Source organism: Aeromonas sp. 30P, from assembly GCF_051919805.1.
Classification (GTDB): Bacteria; Pseudomonadota; Gammaproteobacteria; order Enterobacterales; family Aeromonadaceae; genus Aeromonas; species Aeromonas veronii.
On sequence record NZ_JBQBEA010000001.1, the window covers coordinates 2,866,724 to 2,891,228 of the forward strand.

A 24,505-nucleotide genomic window follows, 5' to 3' on the forward strand; every position below is an offset into this window, starting at 1 on the left:
TGATGCCATCCCGCGATTCAGGTCAGTAGGTCACTGCGCGTCCGGCTGGTTGGCAGGGGCGGCTTTGATAAAGGCCTGCAACTGTTCGCAGTTGGCGACGATGCGGCGGATGGTGGGGTAATCGTCCAGGGTCATGTCGTAGCGACGGGCGTTGTAGACCTGGGGCACCAGCATGCAGTCGGCCAGGGTCACTTCGTTGCCGATGCAGTAGACACCGGCGGTGGTCATCAACAGCTGTTCGAGGGCGGTGAAGGTCTCGTCAATCCAGTGGCGATACCAGCGGGCCTCCTGCTCGTTGTTGGCCCTGAAGTGCTCTTCCAGATAGTTGAGTACCCGCAGATTGTTGAGCGGGTGAATATCACAGGCGATCATGTTGACGATCTGGCGCACCCGGGCCCGCGCGTCGGGGGAAGAGGGCATCAGAGAATAGGCGGGATAGGTCTCGTCAAGGTACTCCATGATGGCGACCGACTGACCGATCTGCACATCGCCATCCACCAGAAACGGCACCAGCCCTTGCGGGTTGATCCGGCGATAGGCCTTCTCGCTCTGCTCGCCTTGCCGCAAATTGATGGGGTGCAGCTCATAGGCGAGCCCCTTGAGCTGCAACACGATCCGCACCCGAAAACTTGCCGACGAACGCCAATAGCCAAACAACTGCAACATAATCTGTCCCTGCATCTTATCTGGGCCCGAAGCCCGGCAGGTGCTCGCCACCTGCCTCCTTGTGTATCCGGCACCGGTTGAGGGCTCGTCGTGATCCGGACATATCCCGAATATCCTTGCCGTCAACCGGCGCTGGCCATCAACCTCCCTGACCGCTCGCTGGCACCACCTGTTGAGAGATGGTGCCAAACAGGTTTTGGCCAGAGCGATCCTCCATCGCGATCGACACTCTATCACCAAACTGCAAATAGGGGGTTATAGCTTGATCACAATCAAGAATTTCCAGCATGCGGCGCTCGGCGATGCAGGATGAACCGGCGCTGCGATCGTAATTTGAGACGGTGCCGGAGCCGATGATGCAGCCCGCACCAAGGGGGCGGGTCTTGGCCGCATGGGCAATCAGCTCGAAGAAGTTGAAGGTCATGTCCACCCCGGCTTCGGGCGCACCAAACAGGGCACCGTTGAGGTGGGTCAGAAGCGGCAGATGCACTTTGCCATCACGCCAGTCATCGCCGAGCTCATCCGGGGTGATGGCCACCGGTGAGAAGGCGCTGGATGGTTTGGACTGGAAGAAGCCAAATCCCTTGGCGAGCTCCCCCGGAATGAGGTTGCGCAGGCTCACGTCATTGACCAGCATCAGCAATTTGACGTGGCTGGCGGCCCCCTGCGGGCTCACCTCCATCGGCACGTCGTCGGTGATGATGGCGACTTCCGACTCGAAATCGATCCCCCACTCCTCCGAACCCATCACAATCGGCCCACGGGGAGCCCAAAAGCTGTCGGAGCCCCCCTGATACATCAGCGGATCGTGCCAGAAGCTCTCCGGCATCTCGGCGCCGCGCGCCTTGCGCACCAGCTCCACATGGTTGACGTAGGCGCTGCCATCGGCCCACTGATAGGCGCGCGGCAGCGGAGAGAGGCAAGACGCTTCGTCAAAGGGGAACGCCTCGGCCACGCGGCTCTCGTTAAGCTGCTGATAGACAGCCTCGAGCCTGGGGGAAACCTCGGCCCACTCGTCGAGGGCGGCCTGCAGGGTCGGGGCAATCTCGCTCACCCGTACAGCCCGGGTCAGATCCCGGCTCACCACCACCAAAGCGCCATCGCGCTTGCCATTGTTCAATGTTGCCAATTTCATAAGCGATTCCTTATTTGCCGGCAGCAGCGTCCGGGCGCTGCCAGCTGGAGACATACCGGGTATTCTCGATCCCTTCGCACAGACTGCCGACGTTCAGCGCATCGCGGGTATCTAGCATGACCGCCACCTCGTCGGTGAACTTCTTGGCATAGGCCTGCCCCGCCGCAAACGCCTTGGGATGGGGGCCGTGGGTAAAACCGGCAGGGTGGAAGGTAACCATGCCCCGCTCGATGTTGTCCCGGCTGAAGAAATCCCCGGCGTGGTAGAAGAGCACCTCGTCGTAATCATCATTGCTGTGATAGAAGGGCACCTTGAGGGCGCCGGGATCGCTTTCGATGGGGCGCGGCACGAAGGTACAAATCACGAAGCGACTCGCCACAAAGGTAGAGTGGGCCGACGGCGGCAGATGGTAGCGGTGGCTCATCAGCGGGCGGATATCCCGCCAGTTGAGGCGCACCACGCACAAATCCCCGTGCCACCCTTGTGCATCCAGCGGGTTGAACGGCCAGGTGATGACGCTAATCTCGTCGTGGCGCTTCACCTGCAGCGACCAGGGATTCTCATCCTGCTGGGCCAAAAAGCGCTCGTTGATGGCGGGCACATCCAGCGCCGCCGGGTCGAAGATGGCGTGATTGCCCACCAGCCCCTTGTCCGGCAGCTGGTAGCTGTCGTTGGTCGCCTCGATCATCAGAATGAACATGGGCACGCTGGGTTCGATGCGCCACATGGTGCCGCGGGGGATCACCACATAGTCACCGTCCCGCAGGCTCAGGTGGCCGTAGTCGCAGAAGAACTCGCCGCTCCCCTCGTGGATAAAGAGCAGCTCGTCGCCATCGGCATTGCGCACCAGAAACGGCATCGCCTCGGAGAGCCGCCAGATGCGATAGCGGCAGTGGGGGTTGCTGAGAATGTCGGGAGCCACCCAGGGAGAGAGCGAGCTTACCTCCTCTTGCAGAGCATTCAAGTCAAACAGCCGTGGCCGCAGCGGCCCCTCCCAACTGCTCCAGTCGGTGGGGGCATGCTTGTGGTGCATGTGGGTAGCCGGGCCGAAAAAGCCGCTTCGCCCCAGCTCGCGCTCATAGATGGCCTGCTCCGGCAGGTCGGCATGGGCTTGCCGGGAGTGGGTCCCCTCCCGATGGGGGAAGTTAATCCAGTTACGCATCGCTCGCTCCCTCTTTGCGGGCACCCTTCTCATCCTCGGCGCCATCCAGCACGCCACGGCGGATCTGGTCCAGCTCGATCGATTCAAACAGTGCCTTGAAATTGCCCTCACCAAACCCTTCGTTGCCCTTGCGCTGGATGATCTCGAAGAAGACCGGGCCTATCACGGTATCGGTGAAGATCTGCAACAGGATGCCATCTTTGGTAGGGGAGCCGTCGATGAGGATGCGCAGCTCTTTGAGGGCCGCCAGATCCTCCTGATGCCCCTCGACCCGACTGTTCACCTTCTCGTAGTAGGTATCGGGCGTCGGCATAAAGCCGGTACCGCGGCTGCGCAGGGTGCGGATGGTGTGGTAGATATCGCTGGAGGCCATGGCGATGTGCTGGATCCCCTCCCCCTTGTACTGGCGTAGGTACTCCTCGATCTGGGACTTGTCATCCGCCGACTCGTTGATGGGGATGCGGATCTTGCCACAAGGCGCGGTCATGGCGCGTGAATGCAGCCCGGTCAGCTTGCCCTCGATATCGAAGTAGCGAATTTCACGGAAGTTGCCGATCCGCTCGTAGAAGTTGGACCAGACATCCATATTGCCGCGATGGACGTTGTGGGTCAGGTGATCGATCTCCATAAGACCGGCATCCACCTCGGCCATCCGGGCCTGCCAGTCGGGGTAGAAAACAAAATCCACGTCATAGATGGAGCCCTTGTCGCCATAGCGGTCAACAAAGGAGAGGGTGCTCTCGCCGATACCGTAGATGGCGGGAATATTGAGCTCCATCGGCCCAATCTTGCCGACAAAAGGCTTTGCCCCCTTGGCGATGGCGTACTGCTGGGCTTTGCCCGCATCGCTCACCCGAAATGCCATGCCGCAAACGCTCGGCCCGTGCAGGCTGGCAAACTGCTCCGCCTGGGAGTGAGGCTCAGCATTGACCACGAAGTTGATATCCCCCTGCCGGTAGAGCCAGCACTGCTTGTGTTTGTGCTTGGCGACCTCGGCAAACCCGAGCGAGACAAACAGGCTCTTGAGGGCGGCAATCCCCTTGGCATCGGGGGCCGTGTACTCGACAAACTCGAAGCCATCTGTGCCTAACGGATTGATGGTGTGGGTGGCGGAAGAGGTGGCATTCATCGGGCGCTCCTTGCTCTTGATTCGGTTAAAACGGATTGCAGCACCCCGCGGCGCGGCAAGTGTTAACAACTTGTTTCATTAGAAGCAGGGCGTAGCAGGAAGAGAAGAGGCGGGTTGCAGATAGTTTTTCGCAGCTGGCAGCAAAAGATGTAAATAAATTGTGACATTCAAGCGGCAGCCCTGCGGATCAAACGGTGACGACCAGTATGGCTGTCAGCTTTGCCTTACAGTTGCCAGTTTTTGACCATCAGATGGGGCAAGCAGGCCCGGGCCTTTTGCAGTCGCGTGGGCGTCGGATTGATCAACCACGCCTCTTTCCCCAACCCCAGCAGCGGCAGATCGTGCAGGCTGTCGCTAAGCGCCAGCTCGGCATCGAGGGCGCAGATCTCCGGCAACAGCTTGTGCTGGCCGTGGCAATAGAAGCGCGGCATCAGGCCGCCAAAACGGTAGTGCATCTGCGAGCCAATGATCCGGTGGGGCAACTGGCCGGGCAGTTGCTGATAGAGCTGGGCTCGCACCAGCGGGCAGGGACTGGCGGAGATCACCCAGCAGCGCGCCCCCTCGCTTTGCAGCAACTCGCGAGCCTGACGATACAGCCCCGGCCTGGTGCGGCAATAGGCACGCACCAGCTTGCGCCAGCCCAAAGGAGAAAGCCCCAACGTGATGGCCCACCAGATAAGGGAGATACCGCGCCGCCGCTGGCTGGGAAGAAGATAGACCAAGCCACCCAGCGCAATCACTGGCAACAGCAGCAGCGGCCAGATCCGGCGGCGCAGGATATAGCGCAGCAGACCGGCGTGGCTGTCGCCGGGGGCCAGGGTGTCGTCAAAGTCGGCCAGGATCCAGCGCGGAGTGCTCCCGTCAGAGGCATTGGATGCATCACGCTCTTTTGCTGAATGGATAATGGTGTCAGACGCTGGGCGCATAAGCATCAGGGCGCAAGGGCTGCGATGGCTGCCGTGAGCTCGGGAGTGACAAATTCACTCCCCACATCGGGCGGGCAGACAAAATCGAACGGCTCGCCCGCCAGGGTAAAGCTGAGCCGCCAGGCGTGCAGATAGCCGCGATCGGCTGGCATACCGCCATAGCGCTCATCCCCGAGAATGGGGGCGCCGATACTTTTGAGGGCAACCCGGATCTGGTGGGTTTTGCCGGTCTGGGGCTTGATGCGATAGAGCCGCAGCCCCTCGCGCACCGACACCGAATCAAACCAGCTGATGGCAGGATTATCCAGCGTGCGCGCCAGCATCCAGCTACCACCGCGCCCCTTTTGCATATCCCCTTTTACCCAGCCCTGCTTCTTCTTGGGTTTGCGATCGGAGAGCGCCAGATACTGCTTGCTCACCTCACGGGCCGCAAAAGCCATGCTCAGCTCACGGTTCGCCTCCGTGCTGCGGGCCAGCAGCACCAAGCCGGATGTCATCTTGTCGAGCCGGTGCACCGGATAGAGCGTGAGCCCTGTATCGGCCTTCACCCGATTGACCAGCCCCGGATTGACCGACTCACCGTCGCCCTTCTCGTCGTGCATGCCGATGCCGGCTGCTTGTCGATAACCAGGAAAGCGGGATGCTCAAACAATATCCGGTACATAAAACCTCGGGAACTGGGGAATAAGGCATGCAGCCAACGACTGGCGGCGCTCGGGAGTGCTGCATTCTCCCTGCTCGTCCGCCATTTGGCAAACCGGACGGGCAGAGGATAAAGATAAAAAATGGCCCCGCCTGCAACAGGCGGGGCCATTTTCGCTCATCTTGGCAGATCACACCTTACACATTGCGCGGGCGCAGGTGAGCGTGCCAGCGCGCTTCCCACTTCTTGAACAGCCAGACGATGACAAAGGTGAGCAGCATATAGAGCAGCCCTGCGGTCAAAAAAGCCTCGAACGGACTGTAGTAGCGAGAGTTGATGATCCGCGCCGCGCCGGTCAGATCGACGATGGTGATGATGCCCGCCACCGCCGAGCCTTGCAGCATGAAGATCACCTCGTTGCTGTAAGCCGGCAGTGCCCGACGAAACGAGTTGGGCAAAATGATCCGGGCAGGGTCTGCCAGCGGGTCATGCCAAAGGCGTTGGCTGCCTCAATCTGGCCGCGCGGCATGTTGTGTACCGCCCCACGCACGATCTCGGCGGTATAGGCGGCGGTATTGAGGGTGAAAGCCAGCAGCGCACAGAACCAGGCTTCGGAGAAGAGCGACCAGGCGGCACTGTTCTTCAGCCACTCCCACTGGGCGGCGCCGTAGTAGATGATAAAGAGCTGCACCAGCAGCGGGGTGCCGCGAAAGAAGTAGATATAGGCCCAGATCGGCCCCTTGATCAGCCAGTTGCGGCTATTGCGCAGGATGCCCATGGGCACCGCCAGCATCAGGCCGAGGATCAGAGAGAGAGCCACCAGCCAGACGGTGGTATAGAGCCCCTCCCAGTAGGTGGGCCACTCTTTGAGAATGATTGAGAAATCCATGGCTTACCTCGTCTTCATCGTGATGTAGTGACGCTCGGCACTGGCACTGCGACACTCACAGTAAACGGATGACTGCATTGAGTACGACATGGCTTACCTCGTCTTGATGGCATAGTGACGCTCGGCCCACTTGAGCGCCGAGGTGGAGACTGCGGTGAAGATCAGGAAGATCAACGCCACCGCCATGTAGAAGGTGAAGGGTTGCTGGGTCGAGCCCGCCGCCAGCGAGGCTTTGCGCACCATGTCATCAAGGCCGATGATGGAGACCAGCGCGGTGGTTTTCAGCAGCACCAGCCAGTTGTTGCCAAACCCCGGCAAAGCGTGGCGCATCATCTGGGGGAAGAGGATCCGCACAAACACCTGGGTTGCCCGCATGCCAAAGGCCCGTGCGGCCTCCAGTTCGCCTTTGTCCACTGCCAGAATGGCGCCGCGAAAGGTCTCGGTCATGTAGGCGCCGAAGATAAAGCCGATGGTCGCGACACCGGCCACAAAGGGGCTGATGTCGATATAGTCCGGAAGCAGGGAGACCCACTCCTGATTGGGATTGCTCTCCAGTAACCAGCTATTGTAAGTCTCGTTGACCCAGGTGCAGATGCCGTTGATCAGCACCTGACCGCCAAAGAAGAGCAGCATCATCAGCACCAGATCGGGGATGCCGCGAATAATGGTGGTGTAGCCGGTGGCGATGGCCCGGGCCCACTTGTAGGGAGAGAGTTTGGCCAGCGCCCCCAGCATCCCCAGCAGCAACGCCAGCAGCAGGGAGGCCAGCGCCACTTCCAGGGTGACCCAGGCGCCCTCCAGCAGCGAGGCTTCGTATCCTTTCAAATCAAACATATGCAGCTCCATTGCAATCAATGCGGGCCCGTAAACTCCCTCAGGGAGGTGACGGGCCCGATGACTACTGACGGGATCAACCTGTCGTTACTTGCCGTAGACGTCTTTGGACTTACTCGCCGTATACGTCGAACTCGAAGTACTTGTCGTTGATTTCCTTGTACTTGCCGTTGGCACGCAGCGCCAGAATGGCGGCGTTGAATTTCTCTTTCAGATCCTTGTCAGCCTTGCGCACCGCAATACCGGCCCCCTCGCCAAACCACTTGGGATCAGTCAGTTTCGGGCCGACGAATTCAAAGGCATCACCGCCCTCTTTCTTCAGCAGACCGTCGGTGATGGCGGCAGAGTCGGCCAGCACATAGTCCACACGACCGGATTTCAGATCGAGATAGGCTTCATCGGCGGTGCCGTAACGCTTGATGGTGGCATTGGGGAAGTTGTCGGTAATAAAGGTATCCATGGAGGTTGCACGCTGCACCGCGACGGACTTGCCTTCCATAAAGGCTTTGTCGAGCTGCACATCAGTGCCCTTCTTGGCGGCAAAGCGGGCCGGAATGTGCTGGTACTTCTGGGTGAAGTCCACCTTCTTCTTGCGCTCTTCTGTGATGTCCATGGTGGCGATGATGGCGTCAAACTTGCGCGACAACAGCGCCGGAATGATGCCGTCCCAGTCCTGCTTGACCAGAGTGCACTTCACTTTCATCTCTTCGCACAGGGCGTTGGCGATGTCGATATCAAAACCTTTCACCTCGCCACTGGGCTCGGTCCAGGAGAAGGGGGGATAGGCACCCTCAACCCCGATCCGGACCTCTTTCCACTCCTTGGCCATCAGGCTACCGGACGCGAGGGCAGTAACTACGGCTGTCGCCAGCATCAGCTTGTTCATGTATCTCTCCTTGATAAAACAGTTGATTGGGTAACCAGGCATCCCGCCATCAGTAGATGGAGGAGATGAATTGCTTGAACCGCTCGGATTTGGGATGGGCGAAAATCTCCTTGGGGTTGCCCTCCTCTTCCACCCGCCCCTGATGCAGAAACATCACCTTGTTCGATACATCCCGGGCAAACGACATCTCGTGGGTCACCACCAGCATGGTGCGCCCCTCTTCGGCCAGCTCGCGCATCAGGCCGAGCACCTCCCCCACCAGCTCGGGATCCAGCGCCGAGGTGGGTTCATCGAACAGCATCACCTCGGGCTCTACCGCCAGCGCACGGGCGATGGCGGCCCGCTGCTGCTGACCACCGGAGAGGTGGCCGGGATAGTAGTCACGCCGCTCCCAGAGTCCAACCCGGTTGAGCAGTTGCTCTGCCTTGGCCAGTGCTTCGGCGCGAGGTACCTTGAGCACCTGGATCGGCACTTCGATGATGTTCTGCATGATGGTCATGTGTGACCAGAGATTGAAACTTTGAAACACCATGGCCAGCCGGCTGCGGATCCGCTCCACCTGACGCATATCCTCGGGCAACCGCTCGCCGGCGCGGCTGGTTTTCATCCGGATCAACTCGCCGTGGAGCGAGACGGTGCCGGATGAGGGGGTTTCGAGCAGATTGATACAGCGAAGAAAGGTCGACTTCCCCGAGCCGGAGGAGCCGATAAGGGAGATCACATCCCCCTTGTGGGCGGTCATGTCGATGCCCTTGAGCACTTCGTGGGTGCCAAAATATTTGTGCAGATCACGTACTTCCAGTGCGGCAACGTCGCTCATCCATTACAACCTTGTCTGTCCCTAGACGCCGCAGGGGGCGTGACTCAACCATCGTCCATTTAACAAAAAGTTAACCGATGGCAACCTTCAGCGAAAATATCACCCGTATAGTGAAAAAACAATACAGAACGAGGGTCTTCAGGGGATTCGCTCTATTTTTATTCGCTCTTTGCGTATTTTTCAGCACTTTGTTTGCATAAACAGCCGTTTCAATGGCTATTCCGATAACGCCTTTTTATACCCCAATCATATCAGTGGCAAGAGAAAAGCGTGATGTGTGCCAAACCGGCACCAAAATGGCTTTATGCACCCCCTTGCCGAGCGAAATATCGGCCCCCCGATTGGATCAACTTGATTTCATTGGTGCACTCGGGCTCGCACAGAACCTTATCAAACAGAGAGGTTGTGGCAAAAAAGTAACAATCTGCCCCCAAAAGGGCTGTTTTCGGCCATGAAAGCGATAGATATGTGACACAGAGCCAATAAGTAATGATAAGGTGGTGTTTTTATCAGTTTTTGTGATCGAGGCCTCGATGCTGTTCAATGTGTTGCTGATCCTGTTGCCACTGGCAATCGGCTATCTGATTCCCCTCTCCTCTGCCCGGCTGATCAAGCTGGTCAACCAGAGTCTGGGCAAGATGGTCTACCTCATTCTGTTTCTGATGGGGCTCGGGCTTGCCTATGTGGAGAACCTGGGCAGCAATCTGGCGGTGATCTTCAAGGTCGCCGGGGTGATGCTCACCGCGATCACGGTCTGCAACCTGCTGGCCCTCTGGTGGCTCGACAAACGCACGCCGCCGACCCACGAGGCGAGCGATGCCAAGATGCCGGGCAAGTTGCACCTGTTGTGGGAATCCCTGCAGCTCTGCTTTGTGGTGCTCGGCGGTGTGCTGCTGGGCCTACTGGTGGATCTGCGCGCCCTGCCCATCGACAAGTGGAGCGAGTGGGCCCTGATGCTGCTGCTGTTTCTCATCGGGGTGCAGATGCGCAACTCCGGCATGCGGCTGCGCCAGATCCTGCTCAACCCCTGGGGGATGAAGATAGCCGCCACCGTCATCCTCAGCAGCTGGCTGGGCAGCCTGCTGGCGGCCCAGTTGCTGGGGATGCCCTTTGCCCATGGTCTGGCGATGAGCTCGAGCTTCGGCTGGTATTCGCTCTCCGGCATTCTGGTGGCCGACAAACTGGGGCCGGTGCTCGGCTCTGCTGCCTTTATCAACGATCTTGGGCGTGAGCTTATCGCTATTCTGATCATCCCGGTCCTGATGCGACGCCACCCCTCGGCGGCCATCGGTTATGGCGGCGCCACGGCGCTGGACTTCACCCTGCCGGTCATCCAGAAATCAGGGGGCATTCAGGTGGTGCCGGTGGCCATTGTCTCCGGCTTTATCCTGAGCCTGCTCGGCCCCATCCTGATCCTCGGGTTTCTGGCGATCTAAGCCTGATTCCCACATTGCAGATAAAAAAGCCCGACCTTGTTGTCGGGCTTTTGCTGTTTGGAGCAACCACGCACTCGCACTGGCTGCGATATTGCCCGCAGCCTTATTCGCGCCACTGGCCGCCACTCATCACCCGTTCGATAGCAAACGTCCGGTCGTGCACCAGCAGCAGATCCGCATCCTGCCCGACCCCGATACGGCCCTTGCTGCAGAGCCCCAGCGCCTGCGCCGGATTGCTTGTCACCACGGCCAACGCCCTCTCCAGCGAGACACCGAGCCGGATCGCGCGCACGCACTGCTGCCACAGGCTGGCAATCTGGCCGCAGCGCATCTCGATTAGCCGCCCCTCGCCATCAAAGCGCGGCAGGCTGGCGTTCGCATCCGAGCTGAAGGTGATGCGCTCGGCAGGCACATTGGCGGCCAGCAGCTCGAGGAGCGCATCGGCGGCAAGCCGCTCGCCATCCTCCAGCAGATCGGGAAAGCTCGAGGTGGTGAGGTCGACCCAACCTCCCGCCTTGCCCCACTCGATGGCCTCGGCAAAGAGCCAGGGGTTGCGGTTGCAGTGAGTGGGATAGAGCTGGCGCAGCGGAATATCGGTCTCATCGCGCAGCGCCCTCAGGGGGGCCAATGCCCCCTTGCCATCCCCGACATGGAAGAAGCTGACCCCGCTCTTGCCCGCAAGCAGCCCGGCCACCCGCGCCTCGCTGGCAAGCCTGGCCAGCTCGTCGTGGGTCGGCGCACTGGATCTGTGGTCGCTGATGGCCACCTCCCCCACCCCCAATACCTCGGGGATCAGGATGATGTCCGACTCCACCGTGCCGGTCAGGGTCTTGACCGGCAGATGGTAAGAGCCGGTATACATAAAGGCGCTCACCCCGGCGGCGCGAAACTCGCGCACCTTGCCGAGCACCTGCGCGGGAGTGCGGGTCAGGCTGTCGGTGCCAAGCGCCGCCACCAGGGTAGTGACACCTGCCTTGAGCGCCTCGCTCGCCGCCAGTTCCGGGGTGCGAAAAGCAAAGCCCCCCTCACCGCCGCCGCCGGTGATATGGGCCAGCGGATCCACCAGCCCGGGCACCAGATAGCGGCCTCGACCACCGACCCTGTGCAGCGGCCAGTTTGTGGGCACCGTCAACCCCTTGCCCATCCAGGCGATACGGCCATCGGCCACCAGCAGATCCTGCTGGCCAAGGTGGGTAGGGCTGAAGATCTCGGCCCCCTCGATCAGGGTCAACATGGCGATCCTCCTTGCACGATTGTCGCTTGCCCAATGAAAAGAGAGGGAGCAAGCTCCCTCCCCCCGTCAACCACCATATATATCGTACTTGAAGTACTTCTGGTTGATCTGCTGATAGGTGCCATTGGCACGCAGTGCCTTTATCGCCTCGTCCAGCTTGCCCTTGAGCTCCTTATCGCTCTTGCGCACGGCGATCCCCATGCCATCACCAAACCACTGGCGATCGGTCAGGGCGGGCCCCACATAATCGAACTTGTCGCCCCCCTCTTTGCCAAGGAGCCCCTGCTCGATGGCAGAGGCATCGGCCAGCAGGGCCAGCACCCGACCCGCCTTCAGATCGAGATAGGCCTCATCGGCATTGCCGTAGCGGACGATGGTGACATTCGAGCCAAAATTGTCGGTCAGGTACTTGTCGTGGGTGGTGGCCCGCTGCACCCCGATACGCTTGCCCGCCATGCCTTCCGGGGTCAGCGTCAGCTCGGTCCCCTTGGCCGCCACAAAGCGATTGGGAATATGGGCATATTTCTCGGTGAAGTCGACCTTCTGGCGCCGCTCGTCGGTGATCGACATGGCGGCTATGATGGCGTCGTATTTGCGCGACAGCAGGGCCGGGATCATGCCGTCCCAATCCTGCGCCACCAACTCGCACTTGACCGCCATCTGCTTACAAAGGGCGTTGGCGAGGTCGATATCAAACCCCTTGATCTCGCCCGACGCATCGGTCCAGGAGAAGGGTGGGTAGGCCCCCTCCACCCCGAAGCGCACGGTTTTCCACTCCTTGGCCATGGCGGGGGTAGCCAGCAGGCTGGCAACAAACAGGGCTGAGAGGGTCAGTCTGATCTTCATCTTGAGTACTCCATTACATAAAAAGCGCACAGGCGCGGACAAGGCACCGCAGGCGAATGCATGCGATGACCAAAAGTGGCAAAATCTGGATGAGCGAGATCACGCCCGAGCGGGCGTCAGTGAACTGCTCCAGAGGTTCGATCTATTCGTCGAACCACTCGGAGAGATAGAAAGGCTTGAAGTAGAAGGCCAGAAAAAAGCCTCTGGCTTTGCGCATCATGGTGGTTTGTCGCGTCCTGTGACAAAGATGGCAATCACCTTAGCACGCCCGAATTTTGCCCGGCAAGAGGCAGCCGCCAGGCAGTAGCAAAATCCCGATCATGGTCAAGGCAGGCGGGATCCGTTAGGCTCGAAGCACCTTGCCATCCCATAACAGACCCACAGCGACCGATGAATTTTCTGGCCCATCTCCATCTGGCTGCCCACACCCGAAGCTCTCTCACCGGCAATCTGCTCGGCGATTTCGTCAAAGGCACGCTGCCCACTGGGCTTGCCGCCCACTTCGATGAGGGGATCTGGCTACACCGCAAAATTGACGCTTTCACCGACAGCCACCCCGAGCACAAGGCGGCCGTCGCCTGTTTCGAGGCCCCCTGGCGCCGCTTTGGCGGCATAGTGGTTGATATGATCTACGACCACTGGCTGAGCCTGCACTGGGGACTGTTCAGCACCGAGCCCCTGCCCCGCTTCCTGCAACGCAGTTATGAGCAGCTATTGGCGGATCACCCACGCCTGCCGGACGGACTGCCACTCCCCCTCAAACGGATGGCCGAGCAGAACTGGATCGCCTCCTACCGCCACAGGGAGGGGCTGGGGCAAGCGCTAAATGGCATAGGTCGCCGACTGCGCCGCCCGGTACAACTGGGAGAGGCGCTGCTGACCCTCGATGAGTCGCAGTGGCAAACATGCGAGGCGGGATTTCTGCGCTTCTATCCCCAGCTGATGGACTTTAGCCAGCAGCAGCTGGCCCAATATCGGGCAGCCCAAGGGGCACAGTGATCCCTCTGGATAAAGCAGCTTCCCCATAAAAAAAGCCCCTTGCGGGGCATTTGTCATCAGTTGGCTTCGTCTTTCTTTTTGCGAATGCTTAAGCCCAGCTCCCGACCACGCAGTCGGGCGTAATAGATGGTGCCGACAAAGGCGAGAGTGGTGAAGACCAGCTCCACCACCGCCAGCCACCGCTCCCCCTCATCCGTGGTGATCAGGGTGAGGGCGTGGAGGAAATAGGGCATCAACACGAAGTTGCCCCAGGCGTGGGTGTAGGGATTGCCCTGCACTATCCCCTTGAGGGGAAAGAGCAGCGGCACCGTCCAGATCACCGGCAGCAGCCAGGGGTTGAGGTCCGGGTGGGGTGACAGCCACAGATGCCAGAGGATGACCCAGCCCAGCAGGCCGAAGAAGCCGACCAGAGTCAGCCAACGTGCGAAGCGGGTGCTCACTTGAGGATCTCCAGCACCTGCTCCGGCGGGCGACCAATACGGGCCTGACCATTCTTGATGACGATGGGGCGCTCGATCAGCTTGGGATGCTGGTGCATGGCACGAATAAGGGCGTCGCCGTTCACTTCGCTGAGGCCCAGCTCCTTGTAGAGATCCTCCTTGGTGCGCATCAGCTGGCGGGGATCGTTAAAACCAAGCAGAGAGAGCAGGTTGCGGATCTCATCTTCGCTCGGGGCCTGCTCCAGATAGAGCACCACATCAGGGGCGATCCCGTGCTGTTCCAGCAGGGCCAGGGTTTCGCGACTCTTGGAGCAGCGCGGATTGTGGTAGATTTGGGTCTCGCTCATGGTAACTCCCTGATTAATCGCAAGATGGGACTAGAAACGGCGCTATTGTAGGGGAAAGTGATGGTCAGGGTAAGCGGCAGTGGAAAGGAATTGAAACGAATTTGTTGGCTGATTGTGGCGGGCCTGCTGGGCGCCTGCACGCCCGCCCCTGAATTTACCGATGCCAAAGGACAGCCGATCAGCCTGCGCCACTTTGCCGGCAAGTCGCTGCTGGTCAACTACTTCGCCCCCTGGTGCGCTCCCTGCCTGCGGGAGATGCCGCGCCTCAACGCGCTGGCGGCAGAAGGCCAGATCACAGTGGTGGCCATCAACTACGACCCGACCACGCCAGCAGAGCTGAACAAGCTGGCTGCGCAGTATCACATCAAGGTGCCGCTCCTTATTGCCAATGAAGATGCCAGGCTCCCCTTCCCTCTCCCAAGCGGCCTGCCCACCAGCTATCTGCTCGATAGCGAGGGCAAGCTCAAGCAGACGCTGGTCGGCGAGCTCGACCAGCAGCAGATCGAGATGCTCAAGGCGACCGCCAGCAGCATGAGTCACTAGCCCATCGCTGCTATCACCGTCCCCCACATCAACGCCACCGCCATAAACAACCAGGGCGCACCATAGTGCGCCCTTGTTTGATAGGTTTCGTTAGCCCTTGAGGCTGTCGAGATCCTTCTTGGCCCGCTCCAGCTCGGTGATGCGCGCCTCCAGACGAGCCAGGGTCATCCGGTCGCTGGTGGTACCGCGTGCCACGATCAGCTCGTCGATGGCCGCCTGATAATCCCCGCGCAGTGCGAGCATCTCAGCCCGCGCCATATGCAGCTCGGTCATTCTGCCCGCCTTGCGATAGGCATCGGCCAGCAGGTTCCAGGCCAGATTGTTCTCCTCATGGGCACGGGCATAGGGGTCGAGGATGGCGATGGACTTCTTGTAGTTGCCGCTCTCGAGATAGGCGTTGCCGAGATTGACCACCACCACTTCGTTATCCGGCATCCGGCTGCGGAACTTCTCGAGGCGCGCGATGGCCTGGGCACTGCGCCCCTTGGCCAGATCGATGTCGGTCTGGGCATCGACGATAAAGAGATCTTCCGGATGACGGGCCGCCAGCTCCTGCATCAGGGTATCCGCCTCGTCGGTGCGCTTGAGCTGGATCAGCGCCAGCGCCTTGCCATAGATGGCGGCATCCTTGAGCGGATAATCCCCCTTCTGGATCCGGCTATCGAAGTAGCTCAGCAGCCCCTGCGGGGTATCGGTACCAAAACGCACCTGAATCCGCACCTTGGCCAGCCAGAAGTCGAGACTGGGCGGCAAGTCGCGGCGACCATAGCTACCCGCCCGAGCGCGGGCCTCGCTGATCCGGGTCTCCGGCAGCGGGTGAGTGAGCAGCATTTCCGGCGGCTTGCTGGCGTAACGGTATTCGGCAGCCAGTTTCTGGAAGAAGTTGGCCATCCCCATGGGGTCGAAACCGGCATCATAGAGGGTCTTCATGCCGATGCGATCCGCTTCATATTCGTTGTCGCGGGTGTAGTTGATGGCCGACTGCATGGAGAGGCCCAGCGTGGTCTGCAGCGCGGCGATACCGGCAGTCGGATTGATCACTGCCAGCGCGATGGAGCCCACCAGACCAGCCAGGGTCACCGCCGAGCTGCTCGCCTGCGCCTCCATATAACGGGCGATATGGCGCTGGGTCACGTGGGTGATTTCGTGGGCCAGTACCGAGGCCAGCTCACTCTCGCTGTCGGCGTAGAGGAAGAGGCCAGTGTGCACCTTGACCCGCCCGCCGAGGAAGGCGGCCGCGTTGATGCTGGGATCATTGATGAGGAAGAAGGTAAACGGGAAACGTACCCCATCGGCGTTGGTCAGCAATCGCTGACCCAGATCATCAATGTACTGGCTCAGCACCGGATCATCGATGATCGGCAGACCCGCACGGGCAAAGCGCATAAAAGCGTTGCCGTAACGCACTTCCTGCTCGATGGGCAGGGCAGCAACCCCGGCCGTGCCGATGTCGGGAAGCTGATTGTTGGCCTCGGCATGAAACGTGGCGCCCATCAGGGAAGCCAGCAGGGGAAGTGATGCCATCAGGGGGGAAAAACGTGCCACGTTATCTCTATCTCCATCAGAAAGGGCCTCGGCAGAATACCCTTGCCCATCAAGGGCTACAAGCGTTGTTTCATGCTCTTATCACGGCCATAATAGCGGCCACCTGCCTGATGGAGCCCCCATGGAAATTCTCGACCTGACCCCCTGGCGTTGCCCCGAGCCGCTGATCCGGCTCAAGCTCTGGTTAAGGGGGGCCAAAAGCGGTCAAACCGTCACCATCCGGCTGGCCGATGCGGGCTCACGGCAGGATATTCCGGCCTATCTGCACCGTCAGGGCCACCATGTCGAGGTGCAGCAAGAAGCGGACAAAACCCTCTCTTTGCAGTTGGTTGTCGGGGCGAAACAACCATCTTGAGCCCCAGTGATGTAAGGATGCCGTCATGTTAGAAGTATTGAAGCGCTGGTATCAGACCCGTTTTTCCGATCCCGATGCCGTTACCCTTTTTCTGTTGCTGGTGTTCTGCTTCACCATCATCTGGCTGTTTGGCGATCTGCTGGCCCCCCTGCTGGTGGCGCTGGTAATGGCCTATCTGCTGGAGTGGCCGGTCGCCCGGCTGCAAAAAGCGGGGCTGTCGCGCACCCTGGCCACCAGCGTCATTCTGATCCTCTTTATTGCGGTAGCAGTCGCCTCCTTGCTGGGTCTTATCCCGACGCTGGTCAGTCAGGGGATCAATCTGGCCAAAGAGGCGCCGGCCATGCTGACCCACGCTCAGGATTATGTGCGCACCCTGCCTGACAAATACCCCGAGCTCATCGACGTCAGTCTGGTGGAGACCGTCATCGACAATATTCGCCAGCGCATCCTCAGTGGCGGCGAGCATCTGGTGAGCGCCTCCCTCAGTTCGCTGGTCAACGTAGTCGCCATCATGATCTACCTCATTCTGGTGCCGCTGATGGTCTTCTTTATGCTCAAGGACAAGCGGGTCTTGATGGGCAGCCTGCGCCGCTTCCTGCCGCGCAACCGCACCCTGGTCAACCGGGTGTGGGTCGAGATGAACAACCAGATCATCAACTACATCCGCGGCAAGGTGATCGAGATCCTCATCGTCGGCATCGCCACCTATGTCCCCTTCGCCCTGATGGGATTGCGCTACTCGGTGCTGCTGGCGGTCGCGGTCGGCTTCTCGGTGCTGATCCCCTATATCGGCGCTGCCGTGGTGACGGTTCCGGTCGCCATGGTGGCCCTGTTCCAGTGGGGGCTCACCCCCGAGTTCGCCTGGCTGATGGTAGCTTATCTGGTCATTCAGGCCCTCGATGGCAACCTGCTGGTGCCGGTGCTCTTCTCGGAAGCGGTCAACCTCCATCCGGTGGCCATCATCATCGCCGTGCTGGTCTTCGGCGGCTTGTGGGGATTCTGGGGAGTCTTCTTCGCCATTCCCCTCGCCACCCTGGTCAAGGCGGTGATCAATGCCTGGCCAAAACGCGAAGAGATGCCCGGTGCCGCAAAATAACCTGCTTCCCCTGCAATCGTGACAACGGAGTGTCCATGACCTTTTTTCGTCAAATCAGAGCGGCAGGGCTGACGGCCCTGCTCCTCGCTGCCGCTATGCCAGCGCGTGCCGATATCGATCTTGGCGCCATGGATCTGCTCACCAGCGACAGCCCTACCAGCCCGGTGCCACAGGGCTTTGTCGCCGGTGCGGCGCTCATCGGGGGACAGGCCCGTTATGAAGCGCAGGACAACGCCATCTACGCCATCCCCGGCTTTATCTACTTCGGCGACCAATTCATGTTTCTGGGGGATCGGGCCCGCTACTACTTCCACAAGGATGAGAACGTGGCCCTCTACGGCTATGGCCGGGTCCGTTTTGGCAATCTGGATCCCGAGGACTCGCCCGCCTTCAGCGGCATGGAGCAGCGAAAATGGCAGCTGGAAGGCGGGATCGGTGGCAACATCATCACCCCCTATGCCCTGCTGACCGTGCGGGCCAACAGCGATGTCACCGGCCGCAGCAAGGGGCAGGAGCTGCTGCTGTGGGCCGACTTCCCCATCCTGCGCGACAACCTGCTGATCATGCCGGGGATGGGGATGATGCTGCGCAGCGACAAGATGGCCAACTACTACTTCGGCGGCATCTCCGAGAGCGAGGCAACCGCCCAGCGACCCGCTTGGGATACCGGTACCACCCTATCCCCGATGGCGGCCCTCATCACCAGCTACCGCTTCAGCCCCAACTGGATTGGCATGTTTGCCATGAACTACGAATGGTATGATCGGGACATCAAAAACAGCCCCATCGTCCAGCACGACGGCGAGCTCTATGCGGGTTTTGCGCTGGGCTATATCTGGTAACGGTTATGAATCTTGAACCGTGAGACACGACCAAACAAAAGGGAGCCCTCGGCTCCCTTTTCCACGACCATCAGGCTGGTCGTACAGCCTGCTCAAGCTGCCAATTCAGGCTTACAGCGCCGCCAGAAACTCGGTCAGCTGCTGATTGACGAAGGCCGGATTTTCCAGCGACGAGATGTGGCCAGCCATCGGGATCTCCCTGAACGGGCAACCCAGCACCTCGGCCATCAGATAGCCCTCCAGCACCGGACGGGCCTTGTCCTCGCAGCCGGTCATCACCAGTGCGGGAGTGGTGATCTCCTCCAGCCACTCGATACGATCTTCGCGGGTCACAAAGCTGCGGCCCACCGCCACCATGGCGGCAATCTTCTCGTTTGGCCAGGCGGCCAGACGCGCCTTGAAATCGGCCAGCAAGTCGGCATCGGGCTGGTTGGCAAAGAAGATAGGCGCCACCTGTTCGATGATGGGCGCCGGCACGGTGCCGAGCTGTTCGATCATCGCCAACATGCCGAGGTAGCGCTCGCAGGTGATCTGCGGTTCCAGGCCGACAAAACTGTCCATCAGCACCAGCCCCTTGAGGCGGTTTGGCGCCATGCGCGCCAGCTCAACACCCCACATGCCGCCGATGGAGAGGCCCACCAGTACGAACTCGTCAACCCCGAGGGCATCGAGCAGCGCCAGGTGATCCCGCGCCAGAGTCGCCAGGGTGCAGCCACCTTCGGGGAGCAGGTCGGAATCACCGTGGCCCCACAGCTCGGGAACAATGCAGCGATAGCTGCCCTTGAGCGCCTCGATTTGCGGCGCCCACATGGCGCTGTCCCACAGATAACTGTGACCAAACAGCAGTACCGGCCCTTGCCCTTCGTCCAGATAGGCCATCCGACGGCCCGCTATCTCCATAAAATGCTTCATGTTATCTCCTGTTGCCAGCGATGGGCGGGCAGTGTATCACGTCCCCCTTGGCAGGTGACGCCTCCCTGGTGCAAGCTGACAGTGACTCAAAGAAGTCACCCATGAAAGGATGCCAAAAGGAGAAGCCCATGGCGAAGGAGAAGAGCAAGAAGCGGCCGCGTCTGGACAAGAAGTGCTACGAGCACCACCTTGCCCATCTGCAGGAGGAGCTGGTCAAGCTGCAGGAGTGGGTCAAGCAGGAGGGGTTAAAGGTAGTGGTACTGTTCGAGGGACGGGACGCCGCCGGTAAAGGGGGCGTCATCAAGGCGATTACCGAACCGCTCAACCCCCGGGTCTGCCGGGTCACGGCGCTGCCCGCCCCCTCCGATCGGGAGCGATCCCAGTGGTACTTTCAGCGTTATGTGGCCCACCTGCCCGCCGCTGGCGAGATGGTGCTGTTTGACCGCTCCTGGTACAACCGGGCCGGAGTCGAGCGGGTGATGGAATTTTGCAGCGACGCCGAGTATCGCGAGTTTCTGCGCGCCTGCCCCGAGTTTGAGCGGATGCTGATCCGCTCCGGCATCACCTTGATCAAATACTGGTTCTCGGTCAGTGACGAGGAGCAGGAGAAGCGCTTTAAAGAGCGGATCAACACCCCCATCAAGCGCTGGAAGTTCAGCCCGATGGATTTGCAATCCCGGTCGCGCTGGGTGGAGTACTCCCGTGCCAAGGATGACATGTTCACCTACACCGACACCGAGGATTGCCCCTGGTTCGTGGTGGAGGCGGACGACAAGCGCCGTGCCCGCCTCAACTGCATCGCCCATCTGCTGAGCAAGGTGCCCTACGAGGCGATCCACTACGAGCCCATCAAGCTCCCCCCCATCAAGACCGAAGGGTATGAGCGCCCGCCGCTGGCCAGCCAGACCTTTGTGCCCGATATTACCGCCGAACTCGAGGCTTGACCGGGTTACCTTGCCTATCTGCATGTTCAAATCGCAGGCAATAAAAAGCCGGTCTGACGACCGGCAAAAAGGCATTGATTATTAAGAAAGGAAAACCGGCACAACAAAAAATCAGGTACGGATATATTTGGCGGTACGTGGGAACGCCTGCTCCTTGGCATCGAACAGGTAGCAGGCTTCGGCCGGGATACCCACGCTGTAGGTCTGACCGGTCGCCACATCCACATCCGAGGTGGCCTTGACGGTAAAGTCGTGACCATCCACATCCATATAAACGAAGGACTCGGCGCCCAGGTGCTCGGCCACCTGCACGATCCCGCTCACCTTGCTGTGCGCATGGGGGTGATCCAGCGGCATCAGATGCTCGGGGCGAATACCCAGCTCCACCTTGTCACCCACAGCGCCACTGCGGGCATCGACCCGGGCACGCACGGTATCGCCAGAGGTCAACTTGACCAGGCACTCCTGCTCGCCAATCTCCAGCAACTCGCCCGCCAGGAAGTTCATCTTGGGAGAGCCGATAAAGCCCGCCACGAACTTGTTGTCCGGGTTGTGGTAGAGATCCAGCGGTGAACCGAACTGTTCCAGGTTGGTGGCAGCTTCGGCCTTGAGCGGGCTCAGCACAACAATCTTGTCGGCCAGGGTCATCGCTTCCACCTGATCGTGGGTCACGTAGATGATGGTGGAGTTAAGCTCCTTGTGCAGCTTGGCGATCTCGATCCGCATCTTGACCCGCAGGGCGGCATCCAGGTTGGAGAGCGGTTCGTCAAACAGGAACACCTGCGGCTGCTGCACGATGGAGCGACCGATGGCGACACGCTGACGCTGACCACCGGAGAGCGCCTTGGGCTTTCTGTCCAGCAGCGGCTCAAGACCCAGTATCTCGGCGGCACGCATCACCCGCTTGTGGATGTTCTCCTTGTCCATTTTCTTGAGCTTGAGGCCAAAGGCCATGTTCTCGTAGATGTTCATGTGCGGATAGAGGGCGTAGGACTGGAACACCATGCCGACGTTGCGCTCTACCGGCGGCACGTCGTTCATGTAGCGACCGCCGATGGTCAGCTCACCGCTGGTGATGTCTTCCAGACCCGCGATCATCCGCAGCAGGGTGGATTTACCGCAGCCGGACGGGCCGACGAAGACGATGAATTCGCCCTCCTTGATGGAGAGGTTGATGTTGCGCAGGGTGTCCTTGTGAACAGCCGGATCGTAATTTTTGCGAACGTTGTTGAGTACTACTTCAGCCATGACGAGCTCCGCTCTAGAATCTTTGCAAATCGTGATAGCGGGGGGAGTCAGCTCCCCCGGCCATAAACTTAACCTTTCACACCACCAGCAGTCAGACCGCCAACCAACCAGCGCTGTGCCAACAGGAAGACCACTGTGATGGGGAAACCGGAGAGCACTGCGGCCGCCGCGAAATCACCCCACAGATAGTTCTGCGGATAGAGGTACTGCTGGGCCCCGACCGCCAGGGTCAGATTGTTCACATCCTGCAGCAGGATGGAGGCCATGGGCACCTCGGTAATGGAACCGATAAAGGCCAGAATAAACACTACCGCCAGGATGGGCACCGACAGGGGCAACAGGATCAGACGGAATGCCTGCCACGGGGTCGCACCGTCGATGGCCGCCGCCTCCTCCAGGGAGGAGTCGATGGTCTCGAAGTAGCCCTTGATGGTCCAGACGTGCAGGGCAATCCCCCCCATGTACGCCAGGATCAGGCCACCGTGGGTGTTGAGACCCAGCCAGGGAATATAGTCACCAATCTTGTTAAAGAGCGCGTAGATGGCTACCAGCGCCAACACCGCCGGGAACATCTGGAAAATCAGCATGCCCTGCAGGATGGTGGACTTGCCACGAAAACGCAGGCGGGCAAAGGCGTAAGCACAAGTGGTGGAGAGCGTCACGATCATCAGGGCAGTGATGCCGGCGATCTTGATGGAGTTCCACAACCAGGTCAGCACCGGGAACGGCGGCGGCGTGATGCTGCCGTCGGCGTTGGTGATGGACATGCCCAGCGCCAGCTTCCAGTGATCCAGCGTCGGATTGGAGGGGATGATCTCCCCTACCGCGAAGTTACCGTTACGGAACGAGATGGCGATAACCATGATCAACGGGAAGATGATCAACGCCAGGAAGCCCCACATGACCAGGTGGGTTGCCCACACCCGGTATTTGACTGATTTGGGTTGTACGATTGCCATGTTGAAGCCTCCTTACAGCTGCTTGTCGGCTTTGGACAATTTCAGGTTGAGCAGCGCCAGCGCACCTACGATGAGGAAGATAGCTGTGGCGATGGCACTGGCCAGACCGTAGTCCTGACCACCCGATCCCTGGAACGCAATCCGGTAGGTATAACTCACCAGCAGGTCGGTGGTACCGGCCGGGGTGCTGGCGCCGATGATGTCGGGCGCACCGTTGGTCAACAACTGGATAAGCACAAAGTTGTTGAAGTTGAAGGCGAACGAGGCAATCAACAACGGTGTCAGCGGTTTCATCAGCAGCGGCACGGTGATCTTGAAGAAGTTCTGTACCGGACCGGCACCGTCCATGGCGGACGCTTCATAGAGATCTTCCGGAATGGCTTTGAGCAGGCCCATGCAGAGGATCATCATGTAGGGGTAGCCGAGCCAGGTGTTGACAATCAGGATCATCACCTTGGCCAGGAAGGGGTTGGTATACCAGTCCGGCTTGATGCCAAACGCCGCTTCCAGGAACATGTTGATCTCACCGAAGTTCTGGTTGAACAACCCCTTGAACACCAGGATGGAGATAAACGCCGGGATCGCATAGGGCAGGATCAACATGACCCGATAGAAACCGCGCCCCTTGAGCTCTTCCCACTGCACCAGACAGGCCAGCACCATGCCGATAGCCAGGGTGAAAGCGACGGAGCAGGTTGAGAAGATCACGGTCCAGATGAAGATCTGCAGGAAGGGTGACTGGATACCCGGATCGGTGACGATGCGCGCGAAGTTCTTCCAACCGACGCTCACCACAAAGCCCGGAGCAATACCCTTGCCGACAAACTGACCCTGATCGTCGATGTACTGATAGAAGCCGGTCTCGCCATTGGGCAGCATCAGCTCGCCATTCTGGGTATCACGCAGCAGGTTGCTGTCTTTGATCACCACGCCGGACTTGAGCACGGCACCATCCATCAGACGGGTGTAGTGCTGCTTCTGGGCGGCAAACTTGCGCAGGCTGCTCAGGGTCAGGTGGGTACCGCCATCCGGCAGCACCAGATCAAGGTCACTCAGGTGAGTACGATGCTCAACAATGGCGCGGATCGGTGCGGCCTTGCTGGCCGCTTCGCCGGTGAAGGGCTGCAGCTCGACCACTTGCTGGGTGTTCTGCACACGGCCCTCGCGGGACGCCAGCTCACGGGCCTTGTTGGTCATCAGGGAAACAGGTTGGCTGATAAAGGATTGATCATCCTGTGTCAGCAGCAGCTGGAACTGGCCGTTGTCGCCACCCAGCAGGGTAAAATCGAATTCACCGCCCGCCACCTTGTAGGTTTTCTTCAGGTGGTAGTCCCGCGCCTGCTCCACGGAGAGCAAGTTGGACCCCGAATAGTTGGTGAAGGCAATGCCAATGGTGTAGGCAAGAGGGAAGATGATAAACACAACCATGCCCGCAACACCCGGAAAGATGTAGCGATGGGCATAGGTCTTCTTGTTCATGAAGACATACAGACCGACGGAAACCACCACCAGATCCAGCAGCGCGAATACCCACTCGCCACTGGCGTACATCATCACGGCTGCGTAGCCGTTGAGGATGGCAACCAGGGCCGCTATGGTCCACTTAAGCCAGGTGTGCTTATCCTTCGGACCGGCATAGGACTCAACAGAAGGTACTACTTCCATGCCA

General features: G+C 59.9%; 24 protein-coding genes and 2 pseudogenes. 7 read left to right on the top strand and 19 right to left on the bottom strand.

Translation table 11 applies throughout. The features are described from left to right. Nucleotides 1-30: 30 nt before the first annotated feature. The 10 genes and pseudogenes from maiA to ACTG2B_RS13285 form a co-directional block, all read right to left on the bottom strand. On the bottom strand, nt 31-666 hold the full coding sequence (gene maiA, locus ACTG2B_RS13240) for a maleylacetoacetate isomerase (RefSeq protein WP_439996048.1): 636 nt from the start codon (nt 664-666) through the stop codon (nt 31-33). 139 nt (nt 667-805) lie between these two features. Then, nucleotides 806-1,801, bottom strand: a complete 996-nt coding sequence (locus ACTG2B_RS13245) for a fumarylacetoacetate hydrolase family protein (RefSeq protein ID WP_439996050.1) — start codon at nt 1,799-1,801, stop codon at nt 806-808. A 10-nt stretch (nt 1,802-1,811) separates the two neighbouring features. After that, nucleotides 1,812-2,963, bottom strand: a complete 1,152-nt coding sequence (locus ACTG2B_RS13250) for a homogentisate 1,2-dioxygenase (RefSeq protein ID WP_439996051.1) — start codon at nt 2,961-2,963, stop codon at nt 1,812-1,814. After that, nucleotides 2,956-4,092 carry a 4-hydroxyphenylpyruvate dioxygenase gene (hppD, locus tag ACTG2B_RS13255; RefSeq protein ID WP_139476616.1) on the bottom strand — a complete coding sequence of 379 codons (1,137 nt, stop codon included), beginning with the start codon at nt 4,090-4,092 and terminating at the stop codon, nt 2,956-2,958. The genes ACTG2B_RS13250 and hppD overlap by 8 nt, the downstream gene beginning before the upstream one ends. A 224-nt stretch (nt 4,093-4,316) precedes the next feature. After that, nucleotides 4,317-5,024 carry an HAD family hydrolase gene (locus ACTG2B_RS13260; RefSeq protein ID WP_270803761.1) on the bottom strand — a complete coding sequence of 236 codons (708 nt, stop codon included), beginning with the start codon at nt 5,022-5,024 and terminating at the stop codon, nt 4,317-4,319. Next, nucleotides 5,024-5,682 (bottom strand): annotated as a pseudogene (locus ACTG2B_RS13265) (TIGR01621 family pseudouridine synthase). The gene ACTG2B_RS13260 and the pseudogene ACTG2B_RS13265 overlap by 1 nt, the downstream one beginning before the upstream one ends. A gap of 176 nt (nt 5,683-5,858) precedes the next feature. Beyond that, nucleotides 5,859-6,550 (bottom strand): annotated as a pseudogene (locus ACTG2B_RS13270) (ABC transporter permease). A 93-nt stretch (nt 6,551-6,643) separates the two neighbouring features. Beyond that, a complete protein-coding gene (locus ACTG2B_RS13275; protein WP_005352911.1) occupies nt 6,644-7,384 on the bottom strand; it encodes an ABC transporter permease in 741 nt (246 codons plus the stop codon). Nucleotides 7,385-7,496: 112 nt separating this feature from the next. Continuing rightward, nucleotides 7,497-8,270, bottom strand: coding sequence for an ABC transporter substrate-binding protein (locus tag ACTG2B_RS13280; RefSeq protein WP_005337307.1), 774 nt, complete (start codon nt 8,268-8,270; stop codon nt 7,497-7,499). Between the two features lie 49 nt (nt 8,271-8,319). Next, complete coding sequence (locus tag ACTG2B_RS13285) at nt 8,320-9,090, bottom strand: ABC transporter ATP-binding protein (RefSeq protein ID WP_005337310.1); 771 nt, start codon at nt 9,088-9,090, stop codon at nt 8,320-8,322. A 533-nt stretch (nt 9,091-9,623) separates the two neighbouring features. Here ACTG2B_RS13285 and ACTG2B_RS13290 point away from each other — a divergent pair. Further along, entirely contained in the window at nt 9,624-10,526 is a 903-nt protein-coding gene (locus ACTG2B_RS13290; protein ID WP_439996053.1) for a lysine exporter LysO family protein, read from the top strand. A gap of 103 nt (nt 10,527-10,629) precedes the next feature. Here ACTG2B_RS13290 and iadA read toward each other — a convergent pair whose 3' ends face one another. Then, complete coding sequence (iadA, locus tag ACTG2B_RS13295) at nt 10,630-11,760, bottom strand: beta-aspartyl-peptidase (RefSeq protein ID WP_439996054.1); 1,131 nt, start codon at nt 11,758-11,760, stop codon at nt 10,630-10,632. 66 nt (nt 11,761-11,826) lie between these two features. Next, nucleotides 11,827-12,606, bottom strand: a complete 780-nt coding sequence (locus ACTG2B_RS13300; RefSeq protein ID WP_042053117.1) for an ABC transporter substrate-binding protein — start codon at nt 12,604-12,606, stop codon at nt 11,827-11,829. Between the two features lie 390 nt (nt 12,607-12,996). Here ACTG2B_RS13300 and ACTG2B_RS13305 point away from each other — a divergent pair, with 390 nt between their 5' ends. Then, nucleotides 12,997-13,605, top strand: coding sequence for an ACP phosphodiesterase (locus ACTG2B_RS13305; protein WP_335819493.1), 609 nt, complete (start codon nt 12,997-12,999; stop codon nt 13,603-13,605). 56 nt (nt 13,606-13,661) lie between these two features. Here the strand turns inward: ACTG2B_RS13305 and ACTG2B_RS13310 are convergent, their stop codons facing one another. Both ACTG2B_RS13310 and arsC read right to left on the bottom strand, forming a co-directional pair. Beyond that, a complete protein-coding gene (locus tag ACTG2B_RS13310) occupies nt 13,662-14,045 on the bottom strand; it encodes a DUF2069 domain-containing protein (RefSeq protein WP_005333836.1) in 384 nt (127 codons plus the stop codon). After that, a complete protein-coding gene (gene arsC, locus ACTG2B_RS13315; RefSeq protein WP_139444290.1) occupies nt 14,042-14,392 on the bottom strand; it encodes an arsenate reductase (glutaredoxin) in 351 nt (116 codons plus the stop codon). Before arsC ends, ACTG2B_RS13310 begins: the two co-directional genes overlap by 4 nt. A gap of 60 nt (nt 14,393-14,452) precedes the next feature. Here arsC and ACTG2B_RS13320 point away from each other — a divergent pair, with 60 nt between their 5' ends. Further along, nucleotides 14,453-14,935, top strand: coding sequence for a TlpA family protein disulfide reductase (locus ACTG2B_RS13320; RefSeq protein WP_439996056.1), 483 nt, complete (start codon nt 14,453-14,455; stop codon nt 14,933-14,935). A 90-nt stretch (nt 14,936-15,025) separates the two neighbouring features. On the opposite strand, the gene ACTG2B_RS13325 is transcribed toward ACTG2B_RS13320, so the two are convergent. After that, nucleotides 15,026-16,480 carry a beta-barrel assembly-enhancing protease gene (locus ACTG2B_RS13325; protein ID WP_005333848.1) on the bottom strand — a complete coding sequence of 485 codons (1,455 nt, stop codon included), beginning with the start codon at nt 16,478-16,480 and terminating at the stop codon, nt 15,026-15,028. Between the two features lie 121 nt (nt 16,481-16,601). Here ACTG2B_RS13325 and ACTG2B_RS13330 point away from each other — a divergent pair, with 121 nt between their 5' ends. Genes ACTG2B_RS13330 through ACTG2B_RS13340 form a run of 3 tightly spaced genes read left to right on the top strand, consistent with a single transcriptional unit; the run spans nt 16,602 to nt 18,773 of the window. Next, nucleotides 16,602-16,835, top strand: coding sequence for a sulfurtransferase TusA family protein (locus tag ACTG2B_RS13330; RefSeq protein WP_100654019.1), 234 nt, complete (start codon nt 16,602-16,604; stop codon nt 16,833-16,835). A gap of 25 nt (nt 16,836-16,860) precedes the next feature. Then, nucleotides 16,861-17,931, top strand: a complete 1,071-nt coding sequence (locus tag ACTG2B_RS13335; protein ID WP_005333851.1) for an AI-2E family transporter — start codon at nt 16,861-16,863, stop codon at nt 17,929-17,931. 35 nt (nt 17,932-17,966) lie between these two features. Continuing rightward, complete coding sequence (locus tag ACTG2B_RS13340; protein ID WP_439996058.1) at nt 17,967-18,773, top strand: MipA/OmpV family protein; 807 nt, start codon at nt 17,967-17,969, stop codon at nt 18,771-18,773. Between the two features lie 111 nt (nt 18,774-18,884). Here ACTG2B_RS13340 and ACTG2B_RS13345 read toward each other — a convergent pair whose 3' ends face one another. Further along, the gene (locus tag ACTG2B_RS13345; RefSeq protein ID WP_439996060.1) at nt 18,885-19,685 is read right to left on the bottom strand and encodes an alpha/beta fold hydrolase; all 801 of its coding nucleotides are present in this window, start codon (nt 19,683-19,685) and stop codon (nt 18,885-18,887) included. 128 nt (nt 19,686-19,813) lie between these two features. Here ACTG2B_RS13345 and ppk2 point away from each other — a divergent pair, with 128 nt between their 5' ends. Then, a complete protein-coding gene (gene ppk2 / locus ACTG2B_RS13350; protein WP_439996062.1) occupies nt 19,814-20,629 on the top strand; it encodes a polyphosphate kinase 2 in 816 nt (271 codons plus the stop codon). A 111-nt stretch (nt 20,630-20,740) separates the two neighbouring features. Here the strand turns inward: ppk2 and ACTG2B_RS13355 are convergent, their stop codons facing one another. The 3 genes from ACTG2B_RS13355 to malF form a co-directional block, all read right to left on the bottom strand. Then, nucleotides 20,741-21,877: an ABC transporter ATP-binding protein gene (locus ACTG2B_RS13355; protein WP_005333867.1), complete on the bottom strand. Its 1,137-nt coding sequence runs from the start codon at nt 21,875-21,877 to the stop codon at nt 20,741-20,743. 68 nt (nt 21,878-21,945) lie between these two features. Beyond that, nucleotides 21,946-22,836 (bottom strand): maltose ABC transporter permease MalG, encoded by an 891-nt coding sequence (gene malG / locus ACTG2B_RS13360; RefSeq protein ID WP_005333868.1) that lies wholly within the window; start codon nt 22,834-22,836, stop codon nt 21,946-21,948. Between the two features lie 12 nt (nt 22,837-22,848). Beyond that, the gene (malF, locus tag ACTG2B_RS13365) at nt 22,849-24,501 is read right to left on the bottom strand and encodes a maltose ABC transporter permease MalF (protein WP_076494354.1); all 1,653 of its coding nucleotides are present in this window, start codon (nt 24,499-24,501) and stop codon (nt 22,849-22,851) included. Nucleotides 24,502-24,505 lie beyond the last annotated feature (4 nt).

What these genes read in the sequence shown, in the direction of transcription:
- maiA (WP_439996048.1), bottom strand. Translation starts at nt 666, where the DNA reads ATGTTGCAGTTGTTTGGCTATTGGCGTTCGTCGGCAAGTTTTCGGGTG.
- ACTG2B_RS13245 (WP_439996050.1), bottom strand. Translation starts at nt 1,801, where the DNA reads ATGAAATTGGCAACATTGAACAATGGCAAGCGCGATGGCGCTTTGGTG.
- ACTG2B_RS13250 (WP_439996051.1), bottom strand. Translation starts at nt 2,963, where the DNA reads ATGCGTAACTGGATTAACTTCCCCCATCGGGAGGGGACCCACTCCCGG.
- hppD (WP_139476616.1), bottom strand. Translation starts at nt 4,092, where the DNA reads ATGAATGCCACCTCTTCCGCCACCCACACCATCAATCCGTTAGGCACA.
- ACTG2B_RS13260 (WP_270803761.1), bottom strand. Translation starts at nt 5,024, where the DNA reads ATGCTTATGCGCCCAGCGTCTGACACCATTATCCATTCAGCAAAAGAG.
- ACTG2B_RS13275 (WP_005352911.1), bottom strand. Translation starts at nt 7,384, where the DNA reads ATGTTTGATTTGAAAGGATACGAAGCCTCGCTGCTGGAGGGCGCCTGG.
- ACTG2B_RS13280 (WP_005337307.1), bottom strand. Translation starts at nt 8,270, where the DNA reads ATGAACAAGCTGATGCTGGCGACAGCCGTAGTTACTGCCCTCGCGTCC.
- ACTG2B_RS13285 (WP_005337310.1), bottom strand. Translation starts at nt 9,090, where the DNA reads ATGAGCGACGTTGCCGCACTGGAAGTACGTGATCTGCACAAATATTTT.
- ACTG2B_RS13290 (WP_439996053.1), top strand. Translation starts at nt 9,624, where the DNA reads ATGCTGTTCAATGTGTTGCTGATCCTGTTGCCACTGGCAATCGGCTAT.
- iadA (WP_439996054.1), bottom strand. Translation starts at nt 11,760, where the DNA reads ATGTTGACCCTGATCGAGGGGGCCGAGATCTTCAGCCCTACCCACCTT.
- ACTG2B_RS13300 (WP_042053117.1), bottom strand. Translation starts at nt 12,606, where the DNA reads ATGAAGATCAGACTGACCCTCTCAGCCCTGTTTGTTGCCAGCCTGCTG.
- ACTG2B_RS13305 (WP_335819493.1), top strand. Translation starts at nt 12,997, where the DNA reads ATGAATTTTCTGGCCCATCTCCATCTGGCTGCCCACACCCGAAGCTCT.
- arsC (WP_139444290.1), bottom strand. Translation starts at nt 14,392, where the DNA reads ATGAGCGAGACCCAAATCTACCACAATCCGCGCTGCTCCAAGAGTCGC.
- ACTG2B_RS13320 (WP_439996056.1), top strand. Translation starts at nt 14,453, where the DNA reads ATGGTCAGGGTAAGCGGCAGTGGAAAGGAATTGAAACGAATTTGTTGG.
- ACTG2B_RS13330 (WP_100654019.1), top strand. Translation starts at nt 16,602, where the DNA reads ATGGAAATTCTCGACCTGACCCCCTGGCGTTGCCCCGAGCCGCTGATC.
- ACTG2B_RS13335 (WP_005333851.1), top strand. Translation starts at nt 16,861, where the DNA reads ATGTTAGAAGTATTGAAGCGCTGGTATCAGACCCGTTTTTCCGATCCC.
- ACTG2B_RS13340 (WP_439996058.1), top strand. Translation starts at nt 17,967, where the DNA reads ATGACCTTTTTTCGTCAAATCAGAGCGGCAGGGCTGACGGCCCTGCTC.
- ACTG2B_RS13345 (WP_439996060.1), bottom strand. Translation starts at nt 19,685, where the DNA reads ATGAAGCATTTTATGGAGATAGCGGGCCGTCGGATGGCCTATCTGGAC.
- ppk2 (WP_439996062.1), top strand. Translation starts at nt 19,814, where the DNA reads ATGGCGAAGGAGAAGAGCAAGAAGCGGCCGCGTCTGGACAAGAAGTGC.
- ACTG2B_RS13355 (WP_005333867.1), bottom strand. Translation starts at nt 21,877, where the DNA reads ATGGCTGAAGTAGTACTCAACAACGTTCGCAAAAATTACGATCCGGCT.
- malG (WP_005333868.1), bottom strand. Translation starts at nt 22,836, where the DNA reads ATGGCAATCGTACAACCCAAATCAGTCAAATACCGGGTGTGGGCAACC.
- malF (WP_076494354.1), bottom strand. Translation starts at nt 24,501, where the DNA reads ATGGAAGTAGTACCTTCTGTTGAGTCCTATGCCGGTCCGAAGGATAAG.